Source organism: Bacillus sp. BF2-3, assembly GCF_008368795.1.
GTDB lineage: Bacteria > Bacillota > Bacilli > Bacillales > Bacillaceae_G > Bacillus_A > Bacillus_A cereus.
Genome location: NZ_QOSA01000050.1, coordinates 22455 through 35173 on the forward strand (window position 1 = coordinate 22455; position 12719 = coordinate 35173).

Here is a 12719-nt window from a genome sequence, read left to right on the forward strand (position 1 = left end):
GCTTCTCAACTCATTTCATGGTATATTTTAACTATATTCAAATACAAGGGGATTTTAAATGAAAAAGAAATTGGTAATTATTTTATCCATTATTTGTATTATAGCAGGAGGATATTTTACTATGGAATACTTAAAACAAAAAGAAAAAGAAGAAAAGTTTTGGAAGGTACAAGAGGCACGAGTAGAAAAGTATATTCATTACAATATTCAAGATGTAAAATCGATTACATTTAAAGAACACAGTGTAAGTCCAATGGGTGTTCCCAGATTAAAAGGTTATATAAATAATAATGAAGAATTGGATTTTATAGCTTATATTAGTACTACAGAAAATTTCGAAGATGATTTCACACGTTCTGGAGAACTTGGAAAACTTATAAAAGACCCTGAAAAGTCGGTATCTGAAATTGAAAAAGAAGAGAAGGAAAAGAAACAAGAGTAATCTTTGTGATTACTCTTGTTTTTTATTATAGAAAAATAAAATATTTGAAAGTTTTTAACAATGCATTATAATATATTTAGTAAAATTAACCAAATACGCATTTTACTCATTATGTACTAAAGGGGAGATAAAAATGGCTGGACAAATTCGTATGTCACCAGAGGAGCTTAAATCGAAAGCGACTCGATATGGACAAAGTGCAAATCAAATTGAGGACATTTTACGTCAACTACAAAACTTACAAAATGAATTAAGAGGAGAATGGGAAGGCCGTGCATTTGAAGGTTTTGACCAACAGTTCAATGAATTAAAGCCAAAAGTACAAAACTTTGCACAGCTATTACAAGAAATTAATATGCAGCTTAATAAAACTGCAGAGGCTGTTGCTTCTCATGATGAAGAATTATCACGTAATTTCGGTTTGAAATAAGAAATGTTGTAATTTCTACATAAAATTCTTGGAAAATGATAGAAAGTAGACTAGTATTCAAAAGTTTACATTCGAAGATACATAATAAAAAACAGTAGTGAATTTTATACACTACTGTTTTTTTATTGTTTCTTGCAAGTGAATTATTTATATTCCTGTCTATATAATTTAAACGAATAAATAGCTCCAATAAAAAATACAAAAGCTTCAAATAATATAAAGATTTGACGGAAATTCTCAATATCTTTACCAACTAAAGAAATAAATATAGCATTCATTAGAATTTGAGTAGTAAACATACGAGAAGTAATTTTTAAATAAATAGCATTTATTCCTTCATCTGGTTTACCAATTTTTTTGTAAATAATAATAAGTGCAATTACTGAACCCAAAAATAGAAGTACTGTAAGTCCTACAACGATATTAAAATTGCCTGTACTTTCTAACATCCATTTATTTAATAGATCAATCATTATTATCTTCCTTTCCTACATAAGAGAATATTTCATCCTTCTTTTTCACTATAATAAAAAAAGAAAAAGGAAAACATCGAACTTTCTTACAAACATTCGTGTATTCTTACAGTTTTGTCATTTTGTAAATGTATTCATCGCCTTGCCTTTCACTATTTTCTTTGGAAAACATAGTGAATTACGAGAAAGAGCGCTACAAGATCAACTTCCAAGAAGTAGTGCACTAAACCTCTTAATTAATGTAATTAGTTTGTTTTAAAGTAGTAAGTGGACAATACTTCTTAGTTGTAGAAAGTATCGAGATCCCTGTGCCAATTCCAGCGTTTGCTGCAGCTCTATTAATTGGTTAAGGAACTCCAAACAGCCCTACATTTCAATTGATAAGCCCTCAAGTGTATGAATGCTTGGGGGTTATTATAATAAAAAAAGACGCTATAAAGCGCCTCCCATTTGGGTAAATAAGAAGTAAGGTTTCTAAGATAACTGAAAAAATAGAACAGGTGCTTAGATTCTATCACGATTTATTGCTGAATGAACATGCATTATTACATATCATCGAAAATCCCTCTATTTTCCATTTGATAAAATATAATCCCAATATTGTCAATAATTAAATAAATATTTCTATAAATTCAAAATATTTACAATAATTACAAAAGTGATACATTTAAGGTGCAAGTTATAAAAATATATTAAGGGGGATTTATTATGTTCAAAAAATTAGTAGTTGGAGCATTAGCAGCTGGTATCGCATTAACAGGGGGGATCGGGGCTGCGTCGGCAAGTACAGAAAATGGATCTAATACACCAAGTTCTGTAAAACAATTAGCAGGATGCTATCCAAAAGAAAACGGTAAGTATGTAAGAGAATTGAAAAGTTCTAACAATATTTTTGCTAATACTTTTACTGAACAAGCTTGTGGTGGGACAGTGTATTGGTATTTAAAAGGAATTTCGTATACAAACGAAAATGGCGGGACATATATTGCTAAGTATGAGGGTTGGATTCAATAGTATATTTATTTAAAAGAAAGACACTCTTTTAGGTGTCTTTCCTTTATACTTTCCATAAAAAAGGCACCCCAAAGGTGCCTTCCTGCGACTTGAACCGCTTTATTATTACAATAAAGATGATGTTTACAAGGATAATTGTTATTATTTATTAATTGTAAACCAATTGCTAGCTGAAATACCTAATGAATCATTAACATGTCTTATAACAGCAACATAGTTACCTGGAGTATATACATCTGTAATCACAGTTGACCAATTAGGGTTTTGGTGATTAGCATCAAATTGTGGGTAAAGAGTTCTATAGCGTACAGGTTTTCCATTATCGACTTTATAAATTTTCATAACAGCTCCTGCTCCATCTTCAATTGAATTTAATGAATAATTGAAGATATCCCCAGTTCTATATGAACTTTTAATCATATGTGGATTCGGGAGTCTTGATAGATAACTAAAGTTAGATTGAGCGTCAAATCCCCAACTATCATTATATGGATCAGAATATGGTTCTTCATAAGCTGCAGCTGCTTGTGAAGTAGGTTTAATCATTTCTACTGCAGTAAATCCACCAAATGTTAATACTCCAACTAATGCTAATTTTCCTAATTTCATTAAAAATCCCCCTAAATATTTATATTTAATTAATTACAATATAATAATATATTATTATGTATATTATTTCAAATAATTTCTAAAAAAAGTTATAAATTCAAAAAAAAGACACCGTAAGGTGCCTTCCTCCGACTTGAATTACTTTAATTCTAATAAGATGTATTGGACTCCCATTCAAGTATCATTTTTCTTAATGAATAATTGGAATATTTTAGGGTGTTTTTTACTGTTTTTATGTTAAGATATTTTGGTTGATATTCATCTTATTTTAGGAGGTTGGAAGATCTGTTACATGCTTTTCATATGGATTTTAGTTTCTATACCGAAAGTATAAAAGTTTTAGGGTTGTTAGGGAATTCTACTCGCTTATCAATTGTTTGTAAATTGATTACATATGGATCGTTGTCAGTTTCTGATTTAAGTAAGCAAACCAAAATTACAGAAGATTTGATTGTACAACACTTACGTAAATTAAACTCTGGAAATATTGTAAGTCGTGAACGTATAGGGAAAAGACTTTATTTTAGAATAAAGGATAATAAAACAATTGAGATTATTAAGGTGTTAGGGTTATTAAATTAATTACAATTGCTTTACATATAAATGATATTTAAAAGGTTTCTGTTATAGTCAACCGTGCATAAGTGCAAAATCAAATATAGCGCACCTAGGGAAATAGGTGGGTTATTTTATATTGGTGAGATTGTACTAGTATGATAGAATAAGAACAACTGTATATTGTGAGGGCGGGAGGTTGCAATCCTTTCTCTGATTCTAGAGAGAAAGGAGGTGACCGAATGGATTCTTTATTTAATTTATTGTATGACGCTGCTAAGGTATTCCTTACAGTATTTGCAACAGCTTATGCGAATGAGCTAGCGAAGAAGGTTAGCAGTAAACGAAATAAAAGAACCGCCCCAAATGCCGGCAAGCGAAAGGGCGGTTCTAAACGCAAAAAATAAGTTTAAGCAACCGACCACCTTGCGGTAGCAGTTACTTGAAGAGATGTTAGCGCATCTCTTCTTTTATTATATACATACTGTATTACTGTAATACTAATACAGTAATTATATCAAATGCACATAAAAAATCAATGCGTACGTAATGGATATAATGGACAAAAGAAAAGACACCCTAAGGTGCCTTTTCCAATAGTTTTTTAGCGGAAGCAACTGCATCCGATAATGATTAATAGTATAAAGAGTACAACGAGTAAAGCGAATCCTCCAACAAAACCACAGCCTTCGCCGCAACTACCACCATATCCCATAATAATAGTGCCTCCTTTAGATCAGATGGTAAAACTAGGGTTCATTCCATGGATTTTAATGGGTTCACTTTACCTTATGTTTTCAAGAATGAATTGAGCAGGTCCTTTTGAAGATAGAAAAAAGACGCCATAAGGCGCCTTCCTTTTAGGTAGATAAGACTTTAGTTTTCCAATCTAAAGAAATTTTGTATCAGCTCTTTGAGAGTATATCATAATATTTGCTTGATTTATTATGCATTTTTACATATACCTTCAAATCCCTCTATTTTCCATTTGATAAAATGCAATTCCAATATTGTTAATAATTAAATAAATATTTATATAAATTGAAAATATTTACAAAATTTATAAAAGTGATACATTTAAGGTGCAAGTTATAAAACATATTTAAGGGGGATTTATTATGTTTAAGAAATTAGTAGTAGGAACATTAGCAACTGGTATCGCATTAACTGGAGGGATTGGAGCAGCATCAGCAAGTACAGAAGGTGTAGATAATACTAAAAATTCAGCACCAATTGTCCAACGTACCCAAATACTTAAAGATGATTTCAGTCTGATGAATGGTGAAAGAGAAGTACCGTTCGAGCATGTAAAAAAAGCAGATATGAGAGTTCATATGACAAACAATACTAAAGGTACACTTGATTGGTCTTTAAAAGACTCAAAAGGTAATGTTATTGGTTCTGGATCGTTAGCAGCAGGAAAGGGTTTTACAAATACGTACAATACTCTTCCAAAAGGTAAATATAAGCTTAAAGTTACTCACAGAAATGGTGGTTCTGGATCGTTCTATGCAGCTGCTCGTACTTTAGACTAGTATACATAGAACCATTTTAAGCGTATTGCAGAAGAACGATCAGAGAGTTTGGGGATTAAGGAGTTTTGTCATAATATCATCGTTCGCAAATACAAAGTCACAAAATGCCTACCTAGGGAAATAGGTAGGCATTTTTAATGCAGAAAAAAGACACCCAAAGGTGCCTTTTACGCTGTAATAAATTTAAATACATAGTACATAAAGAATAACAAAGATAGACTTGCTAATCTGCCAGCAATTGATTCTTTTATAAATTTCATAAGTATCACTTTGACAATCAATGCTAAAAATAACGGTATAAACAGTACCATAGCAAGTTTGATAGCTAAGTCGTTTATAGTTGGATTAAACGCTTCAAAGTTAATAATGATATTCACTTATCCCTCTTTTTATCTATTTATATTTATAATTAGATTTATATTGTTTTGACTAATAAAGAGATGTTAATTTGAGAACCATTTATTTTTGGATTATAAGAGTACTCTCACATTTACGACAAGCAATCTTTTCTTCTTCAAAAATGAATAGATTCTCAGCATCACATTCTGGGCATACAACTGCAAATGGTGTTTTTATATTTTTATAGCATAGGAAAGAAAAGAATGCCATGATTAGAGCAGGTATAATAAGCATCATAATTAAGAATAGGCCCGCAAACACGCCTGTAATTATGGAAAGTGGTTTCATTAGTTTTCTACCTACGGAGTTTACTTGATTATCCTTTTTACGAAAAGCAGTAACAAGGTAAGTTTGGGTTTCTTTTACTGGCTCAAATGCATTTACCGTATTGTAATCTTGTTCATCCATAGTGGGATAGGAAGTGTTTGGTCCTTGATATCCTCGTTGTATATAATAATTGTTTGACTCAGCTATTCGTGGTGTATACGAGATTCCAGTTCCAGGTACATAAGTTGTTGTTCTTGATTCAGGTGGAATGGAGTTCCCTTCCATACCTGTGTATGTAAAGTTAATTTTCACACCCGGGGAAACTTGGATAATTCTACGAAATTTATAACCCATAATATTGTATCCTCTCTATCTAATTAATATAATTAGCAAATAATTATATTAACTTTTTAATCTAATATTAATATATTAAGTTAAAATAAACTAATAAAAAAGAGTAATATTGAAGTTTACTAATTTAAGGCGTTTTAGGAGTCCATTTTCACATGAAAAAGACACCCTAAAACGCCTTTCTCCGACTTGAACCACTTTAATTTTAATAATATGTATTGGACTCCCGTCCAAACATTATTTTACTACATTAAGTAATGTCAGCTGTTAAGAAAAAAAGGCACTCTTTCGAGTACCTTTTTCCTATTCTACTTTTAAATTAATTTCTTTACCTGTCATACCGCCACTAGCTTTTAAGAAAAGTCCTTCAGCATCTTTTGGTATATCAAATACAATTTTCCCTGTCTGTGTTAGACCAGGATTTAATTGTTTTAAGAAGAAGTCAGTTTTTCCACCGTTAGCTAAGTCAAAAGATGATTGACCTTGTACAGAAGATGTGAATTCACGACCTTTGTTATCTACCAATTTAAAGCTGTTAGTATCAACAGTGATAGCGTCTTTTTGATTATTAGTAAGTGTAACTTCTAAAATCTTAAAGACACCTTGTGCTTGTTCTTTTGAGTATTCATTACCCACAGAATCTACTGTTTCCATAGATCCTACAGAGATTTTCACATCAGAAGATACACCTTCTTTTGATACCGCTTTAGTGTCTGTTGAAGTTTTTTCTGTTGAATCTCCACCACCAGCAACCATAGCAATTATTCCGATTACAAATAAAGCTATAATGCCTAGGCATCCAAACTTAAATATTTTTCCCACGTTTGTTCCTCCAATTATGTAAAATGTAAGATTGCCACTTTAATACTAACAAATTAAATATCTTTATATTGTCATATTATGTCGAAAAGAAATAAAAAGATAGTTTAGAAGTTTTAGACTATATTTCTGTCCTATAATTTATTTTTCCCATCTATCTCTTATTCATAAAGAAAAGACACCCTAAGGTGCCTTCCTCCGACTTGAACCATCTTAATTTTAATAAGATGTATTGGACGCCAATCTAAATATTATTTTACCATATTAAGTTGTTTTGTTACTTGCTACACATATTTACTTTTTCTTGATACTTAATAACATGCTCTTTTGTTGCTGGATTCTGTTCGCCATTTTTTAATTGTTCGAGAACATTTTTCGCTTCATCACAACTCATTTTTTCTCGTTCTTTATCCTCAAATGATTGTGCTTTCCTTTTTGCATACTCCAAACCTTCTCGTTCCTGGCGTTCTTCTTTTTCTTTAAGTTCTTTTTCAATCTTTTGCTCATTTTCCCATTCTTTTTGAACGTGTTCACATGTTATTCCAACTTCTGGCGAACCGCAAAGTTCAGGTTCTTCTTTCTTTTGTTGCTTCACTTCACGTTGCTTTTGCGCTTGTGCTGCTTGTTGTTTACGGGCTTGTTCCGGCTCTTGACGTTGTTGTTCTTCTCTTTCTGCTTGTTCTTGCTTCGCTTTTTCTTCTGCCTGTCTTTGAGCTTCTGCTTCTTGTTTTGCTTTCTCTTCTTCCTCTTTTTTAACTTCTGCTTCTTGACGTTGCTGTTCTTCTTGCTTCGCCTTTTCTTCCGCCATCTTAGCTTTTTCTGCTTCTTTTTGTATTTTCTCTTCAGCTTTAGAGTCATTAGCTGTACTTGCGTTTTCGTTAGATGAGCATGCTGCCAATCCTATAATTAAAACGCAGCTTGTTAGTGCGAGTAATAGTTTATTGTTCATAATATGTATCCTCCGGTGTCTAAAATGTAAGATTATGAACTATGATAACAAACTATTAATCGTTATATTGTCATATTATGTCGAAAATGTGCAAAAAAAGACACCTAAAGGTGCCTTCCTCCGACTTGAACCACTTTAATTTTAATACTATGTATTGGACTCCCATCCAAATATTATTTTACCATGTTAAATTGTTTTGTTCATTGAGAACAAGATAAGATACACGATTCGTTTTTCCTTCTTCTCGATCAACTACATCTGGTTCTGCTGCTAATATATTTTCTCCTCTGCAATTATATATCTCTATCATACTATTTAATTGTCAGCGTGTTTTCATATCGGTATTCAAATTTGTTAATATCTATATTTTTAAATACATAGCTGAAAAAGAATTCACGACACAATACAAATAAATTCCTATAGCAAAGAATGCTAGTAAAAGTCTTAATAATTTGTCCTTACAATATATACTTACTAGTATTCCAAAAGGAACTAGTAAAATTAGTGGTGCGCACAACAATAAAATGCCTTTATATAAGCTGTCAGTTGTAAGCTGATTAATAAGTTCTATATAGAGTGACATATGGTGTTCCTTTCTAAAAATCCATTTATTTTTATAATACATTATATATTCCGTAAAGAAAAGACACCCAAAGGTGCCTTCCTGCGACTTGAACCACTTTAATTTTAATAATATGTATTGGAATCCCATCCAAACATTATTTTACCATGTTAAGTAATGTTATACATTGAGAAATTTGGTATACCTCTTTATTTGAACGTAAAAAGCCCTAGAGGGGCTAGGACTTTTTGACAGAATGAAAATGATTCAAAAAAGGACTTATATAACGTAACATACGAATGTTTCATAAATGTATCGTTAAAGTGAAAAAAATCTATATTTTGTTTAATTGGCTCAATAGAATTCTCCAGTAGCCACATCCATTAAATCTTTTAATGAAATAGATGCTTTGAATTCTTCTCCATATTCACCACTTCGAGTTTGTTTGTCATATTTAAATGAAATGTTACGATAATTACCATTTTTATTTTTAGGTACTAACGCATTATCAATCAGAAACTTAGCTAAACCTTTTAGATTTTCTTCTTCATCATTAGAATACCAAATAATTGCTAATGATCCATCTTTTACGAATGGATTAAAACCAATTGTATTAGGATCAGTATGTTTAACTAACCTAGTAGCGCCTTGCTCGATAGCTTTAAGTATTAATTCTTGCATTTCATCTGAAATGTCACCTTTTACAAATGTCATAAATTTACCTACATTATCTGTTTCTTTAAACGTGTTAGCGCCATACCAACACCATCCACCTCTTCTAACGTTTACTAATTCATCTTTCATTCTTTCTTTCCTTCGTACCATTAAATTTATAAAAATTAATTTATTACAATTTTATCATGTTATGTTGTAAGTAATAAAGAAAAGACACCATAAGGTGCCTTCCGCCTTGAACCACTTTAATTTTAATAATATGTATTGGAATTCCATTCAAATATCAGTTTACCACGTTAAGTAATGGTTTTTTCAAAAGGTTGGAAATTACACCTGTTTTTTGATATATTTCGATTAAGGAGGCGTTGAGGTGTTACAACATTTTGAAGTTTATAAGTTGCATGGGATTGAGAATAATAATGTTTCAATTAGGTTTAATTCAGATTTAACTTTATTGGTAGGGAAAAATGGTGCAGGAAAGACCACAACATTAAATATTTTAAATATATTACTTTCTAAACAATTCGAAAATCTATTTAAATATAAATTTAAAAGGATGGTTCTTACTACAGCAGAGGGTATCCTTACAATCAAACAAAATGAGAATTATTTAGATTTACAATGGAATCCTACAAATAAAAAAATTAGATCTTCTGAACTCAAAGTTTATAGAAGAACATATTCATATGGATATGGTGGAAAGCAAGAGGTGTCTTTTGAATATGATGGACATCTAGATGGTTTTGCGGAATCCATAGAAACAATGTATTTCCCTACTTATAGAAGGCTTGAAACGGATATATTTAATTTACTATCTAATTCTATTAGTAATAGTTCTGAAGATAGTTCAAATTATTCAAGAAGGACAGTAGATGAGGTACTTAATAGTTTGTCTAACTTCTCCCATGAAACTAACAATAATATAGTTTTAGGTGTTTCAAATAAAGAGATTAGTTCAATGATTAAGAAGAAATGGGAAGCGGTTATAAAATTTGAGAAGGAAAATCTAAATAGTTTAGTACGTAATTTTATGTTATCTCTTTTAAAGACTCCCTCACCAAAGGAAGCACTTTCATTAGGGGATCTGCATAACACGTTTAACGCTGATGAAGTTAAAGAAAAATTAAAGCAATTTTTTACAATGATAGGTTATATTGATAAAAATAATCTGTCAGCAGTAGAATTAATAAATGAACATGTACACAGAGTTGAAAAAGCACTAGGTATAGATGTAGATGATTCAGACATACAAGTATTATTAAATGAAGAGAGCATGGATGCTTTAGTTTCTCATGATCTAATACATAGGTTGTTAGGAATGTTTGAAGAAAGCCATCAAGTTATAACAGAGCAAAAAAAGCCTTTTCGTGAATTAGTTAAGGATTTAAAAGAATTTATTGATGCGGATATCACTTTTAATGAGGGAGAGGGAGTACTTTATTTTTCTAAAAATAAAAATGACCTGAATTCTGAAGATTTATCTGCGGGTGAAAAGCAATTAGTTACTTTATTTGTATATACAAAGTTGTGTAATCGAGAAAAGACAATACTTTTAATTGACGAACCAGAATTATCATTACATATTTCTTGGCAGAGAAAATTTTTAAAACATATAATGAATAACAATAATAATGTTCAGTTTATTATATCCTCTCATTCACCTTTTATAGTTTCTAATTATAAGGATAAAGTAGAAGCATTGGCTCCAATGGGGGTTGAAGAGTAAGATGAATGACGCTATCCCACTTTTGACAATTCAAGATAAAAAGAATACAGCGATATTTGAGGGGAATGATATCCCGTGTTTAATAGTAGAAGGTACAACAGATGTACTTATCTATGAGAAACTATTGGTGAATATAGAAATTGGAAGTGAACTTGATATTATAAATGGAGAAAGTAAATCTAATGTTAAAAAGTTCATTGAGGAAGAAGGAGATGAAGTCGCTTTTTCATATTTAGCTATATTAGATTCCGATTATGATCGTTATTTAGGCCGTTGTTTAAATCATAACAATGTAGTTTATACTCACTCTTATACTATGGAAAATTATATAACTTCAAATGAAGTTGTAGAAGAAGTTATTAATCGTTTTACTACGTTAAAAACGGAGAAAATAACTGCTAGTGAATTATTAGAGGATATTATAAATTCTATAAAACCTTATATTTTCGCATGTTTAGGAAAGTTAGAAAATGAATGGGCTGTAAAGCTTGAAGATATAGGTCTAGAGAAATGGGGGTATAATCAGGATTTACAAGTAAATCAAGCGAAGCTTCTTATTCATCTAAAAGAACAGTTAGAACTTGATTTAGAGGATGAATTAAATAGTTATGAAGGAAAACTTAACGAACTAATACAAGATAATAAATTGACTTTAGTATTAAGTGGAAAGCGTATATACGACGCTTTATATTATCGTTTAAAACAAATATTCCCCCAATTTATGAATGGGAAGAGTAAAGGACTTTTTGAGAAAGAGTTATATTGTTACATACACTATGATTCCAAAGCACAAGACTTAAGAAGTTATGTAGAGAATCATTTTAAACAATATACAGATACTAGCAATTTAATAAGCTGATAGCATTGAGATAAGCAAACAAAATGTGGATAATAGCTAGTTTAAGTTACAGTAAGATATTTATGGAAAGGAGTTGTATACGTACAGCTCTTTTTTGTATTTTGGGTTTTTGTGTTATGAATCGTATTAGGGGAATGAAGGCTGTTATCGAAAGGATATGTTTTTTTTATAAGTACATTTTGGGATGAAAAATTCTTATTGTGCTCCTAAATTGAGAACTACAAGATAAAGAAAAAGATCTAGCCTATGAGGACCAGATCTTTTTCTTTTACATTACAAAATACCTAATTAGCTCCAATAAAGTACTACCGGAAATAATTGAAATGAGTTTTTTTAAATCACACTCACATTCAAATGTTGTTGTATCGCGGTTTTTGCGGTATTTTAGTTTCATAAAGTAGGAAAACCTTCTTCCAATCGTATACTGCTTAATTTTAACAGTGGAAGGAGTAAAATACAAATTGCAGATTGAAAAATATACAACTTCAACCCATGCTGAATCGAATAATATAAGCATTTACAATATATCTTTGTTACTTTGCAGAATTTTTACGTACAATGATACTCTCTTAGCAAACTGACATTGCTGACGTCCATCAAGCTTTTCATAAGTTTCCATGGTTAATACGGTAAAACATGCATAAGAGTACTTCATACAGAAAGATGCACTATTGCATATCTTCTCAGTAAATCGTGAGAAAGCCTTGATATACAGCCTTTTTCAAACTTTCTCAACATTTTTCTGATAACCACACGACTGAATTTTGGCAAAAATATGATATTATGAAAATAATAAAATAAACGGACGTAAAAAAGACTCATGGCTGTGCAAGTAGTGCTGGTAACACTCTTCCACGGTCCGCCCTAATGTGCCTAGGGGAACACTTGTCATAAGTCTCGTACATAATTATAACACACATCCTAGATATAGTGACGCGTTTTCCTTAAATGTAAGAAATCTAGGGTAACGTGTCTTTTTTGTCCAACAAGGAGGACAAAGATTGTGCAAAGTTCAATAGTGAAGTTGCAAAATGTATAAATGCTAGTTTAAATG

General features: G+C 31.0%; 16 protein-coding genes and 1 pseudogene. 9 read left to right on the forward strand and 8 right to left on the reverse strand.

All coding sequences use genetic code 11. The features are described from left to right. Nucleotides 1-58 precede the first annotated feature (58 nt). Both DN401_RS27345 and DN401_RS27350 read left to right on the forward strand, forming a co-directional pair. A complete protein-coding gene (locus tag DN401_RS27345; protein ID WP_098213274.1) occupies nucleotides 59-442 on the forward strand; it encodes a DUF1433 domain-containing protein in 384 nt (127 codons plus the stop codon). Between the two features lie 133 nt (nucleotides 443-575). After that, nucleotides 576-872, forward strand: a complete 297-nt coding sequence (locus DN401_RS27350) for a WXG100 family type VII secretion target (protein ID WP_000918604.1) — start codon at nucleotides 576-578, stop codon at nucleotides 870-872. Nucleotides 873-1015: 143 nt separating this feature from the next. Here DN401_RS27350 and DN401_RS27355 read toward each other — a convergent pair whose 3' ends face one another. Beyond that, a complete protein-coding gene (locus DN401_RS27355; protein WP_100655141.1) occupies nucleotides 1016-1345 on the reverse strand; it encodes a 6-aminohexanoate hydrolase in 330 nt (109 codons plus the stop codon). 139 nt (nucleotides 1346-1484) lie between these two features. Between DN401_RS27355 and DN401_RS30535 the strand changes: the two are divergent. Both DN401_RS30535 and DN401_RS27360 read left to right on the forward strand, forming a co-directional pair. Next, nucleotides 1485-1601, forward strand: a pseudogene (locus tag DN401_RS30535) (transposase); the annotation flags it as partial. A 452-nt stretch (nucleotides 1602-2053) separates the two neighbouring features. Further along, nucleotides 2054-2359: an LCI fold-containing protein gene (locus DN401_RS27360; RefSeq protein WP_086384908.1), complete on the forward strand. Its 306-nt coding sequence runs from the start codon at nucleotides 2054-2056 to the stop codon at nucleotides 2357-2359. A gap of 141 nt (nucleotides 2360-2500) precedes the next feature. Here the strand turns inward: DN401_RS27360 and DN401_RS27365 are convergent, their stop codons facing one another. After that, the gene (locus DN401_RS27365) at nucleotides 2501-2968 is read right to left on the reverse strand and encodes a DUF5065 family protein (RefSeq protein ID WP_086384907.1); all 468 of its coding nucleotides are present in this window, start codon (nucleotides 2966-2968) and stop codon (nucleotides 2501-2503) included. A 303-nt stretch (nucleotides 2969-3271) separates the two neighbouring features. Here DN401_RS27365 and DN401_RS27370 point away from each other — a divergent pair, with 303 nt between their 5' ends. Next, nucleotides 3272-3550, forward strand: coding sequence for an ArsR/SmtB family transcription factor (locus DN401_RS27370; protein ID WP_100655138.1), 279 nt, complete (start codon nucleotides 3272-3274; stop codon nucleotides 3548-3550). Nucleotides 3551-3765: 215 nt separating this feature from the next. After that, a complete protein-coding gene (locus tag DN401_RS29995; protein WP_166572563.1) occupies nucleotides 3766-3930 on the forward strand; it encodes a hypothetical protein in 165 nt (54 codons plus the stop codon). A 197-nt stretch (nucleotides 3931-4127) separates the two neighbouring features. Here DN401_RS29995 and DN401_RS27375 read toward each other — a convergent pair whose 3' ends face one another. After that, nucleotides 4128-4238, reverse strand: a complete 111-nt coding sequence (locus DN401_RS27375) for a YjcZ family sporulation protein (RefSeq protein ID WP_100655136.1) — start codon at nucleotides 4236-4238, stop codon at nucleotides 4128-4130. Nucleotides 4239-4641: 403 nt separating this feature from the next. On the opposite strand from DN401_RS27375, the gene DN401_RS27380 reads away from it, so the two are divergent. Next, nucleotides 4642-5058 (forward strand): hypothetical protein, encoded by a 417-nt coding sequence (locus DN401_RS27380; protein WP_086404382.1) that lies wholly within the window; start codon nucleotides 4642-4644, stop codon nucleotides 5056-5058. 167 nt (nucleotides 5059-5225) lie between these two features. On the opposite strand, the gene DN401_RS27385 is transcribed toward DN401_RS27380, so the two are convergent. From DN401_RS27385 to DN401_RS27405, 5 genes are all read right to left on the reverse strand, one after another. Then, nucleotides 5226-5435, reverse strand: coding sequence for a hypothetical protein (locus DN401_RS27385; RefSeq protein WP_065212548.1), 210 nt, complete (start codon nucleotides 5433-5435; stop codon nucleotides 5226-5228). 82 nt (nucleotides 5436-5517) lie between these two features. After that, a complete protein-coding gene (locus DN401_RS27390) occupies nucleotides 5518-6078 on the reverse strand; it encodes a DUF4236 domain-containing protein (protein ID WP_100655135.1) in 561 nt (186 codons plus the stop codon). A 300-nt stretch (nucleotides 6079-6378) separates the two neighbouring features. After that, on the reverse strand, nucleotides 6379-6897 hold the full coding sequence (locus DN401_RS27395; protein ID WP_016513719.1) for a DUF4352 domain-containing protein: 519 nt from the start codon (nucleotides 6895-6897) through the stop codon (nucleotides 6379-6381). A 274-nt stretch (nucleotides 6898-7171) separates the two neighbouring features. Continuing rightward, entirely contained in the window at nucleotides 7172-7843 is a 672-nt protein-coding gene (locus tag DN401_RS27400) for a hypothetical protein (RefSeq protein ID WP_100655134.1), read from the reverse strand. Nucleotides 7844-8759: 916 nt separating this feature from the next. Then, nucleotides 8760-9209, reverse strand: a complete 450-nt coding sequence (locus DN401_RS27405) for a hypothetical protein (protein ID WP_100655133.1) — start codon at nucleotides 9207-9209, stop codon at nucleotides 8760-8762. A 241-nt stretch (nucleotides 9210-9450) separates the two neighbouring features. Here DN401_RS27405 and DN401_RS27410 point away from each other — a divergent pair, with 241 nt between their 5' ends. Together DN401_RS27410 and DN401_RS27415 are read left to right on the forward strand one after the other, a co-directional pair. Then, nucleotides 9451-10806 carry an AAA family ATPase gene (locus DN401_RS27410; RefSeq protein WP_100655132.1) on the forward strand — a complete coding sequence of 452 codons (1356 nt, stop codon included), beginning with the start codon at nucleotides 9451-9453 and terminating at the stop codon, nucleotides 10804-10806. A 1-nt stretch (nucleotide 10807) separates the two neighbouring features. Next, a complete protein-coding gene (locus DN401_RS27415; protein ID WP_100655131.1) occupies nucleotides 10808-11665 on the forward strand; it encodes a DUF4435 domain-containing protein in 858 nt (285 codons plus the stop codon). The last annotated feature ends 1054 nt before the right edge of the window (nucleotides 11666-12719 follow it).

What these genes read in the sequence shown, in the direction of transcription:
- DN401_RS27405 (WP_100655133.1), bottom strand. Translation starts at nt 9,209, where the DNA reads ATGAAAGATGAATTAGTAAACGTTAGAAGAGGTGGATGGTGTTGGTAT.
- DN401_RS27370 (WP_100655138.1), top strand. Translation starts at nt 3,272, where the DNA reads ATGGATTTTAGTTTCTATACCGAAAGTATAAAAGTTTTAGGGTTGTTA.
- DN401_RS27365 (WP_086384907.1), bottom strand. Translation starts at nt 2,968, where the DNA reads ATGAAATTAGGAAAATTAGCATTAGTTGGAGTATTAACATTTGGTGGA.
- DN401_RS27360 (WP_086384908.1), top strand. Translation starts at nt 2,054, where the DNA reads ATGTTCAAAAAATTAGTAGTTGGAGCATTAGCAGCTGGTATCGCATTA.
- DN401_RS27415 (WP_100655131.1), top strand. Translation starts at nt 10,808, where the DNA reads ATGAATGACGCTATCCCACTTTTGACAATTCAAGATAAAAAGAATACA.
- DN401_RS27345 (WP_098213274.1), top strand. Translation starts at nt 59, where the DNA reads ATGAAAAAGAAATTGGTAATTATTTTATCCATTATTTGTATTATAGCA.
- DN401_RS29995 (WP_166572563.1), top strand. Translation starts at nt 3,766, where the DNA reads ATGGATTCTTTATTTAATTTATTGTATGACGCTGCTAAGGTATTCCTT.
- DN401_RS27350 (WP_000918604.1), top strand. Translation starts at nt 576, where the DNA reads ATGGCTGGACAAATTCGTATGTCACCAGAGGAGCTTAAATCGAAAGCG.
- DN401_RS27375 (WP_100655136.1), bottom strand. Translation starts at nt 4,238, where the DNA reads ATGGGATATGGTGGTAGTTGCGGCGAAGGCTGTGGTTTTGTTGGAGGA.
- DN401_RS27400 (WP_100655134.1), bottom strand. Translation starts at nt 7,843, where the DNA reads ATGAACAATAAACTATTACTCGCACTAACAAGCTGCGTTTTAATTATA.
- DN401_RS27380 (WP_086404382.1), top strand. Translation starts at nt 4,642, where the DNA reads ATGTTTAAGAAATTAGTAGTAGGAACATTAGCAACTGGTATCGCATTA.
- DN401_RS27390 (WP_100655135.1), bottom strand. Translation starts at nt 6,078, where the DNA reads ATGGGTTATAAATTTCGTAGAATTATCCAAGTTTCCCCGGGTGTGAAA.
- DN401_RS27355 (WP_100655141.1), bottom strand. Translation starts at nt 1,345, where the DNA reads ATGATTGATCTATTAAATAAATGGATGTTAGAAAGTACAGGCAATTTT.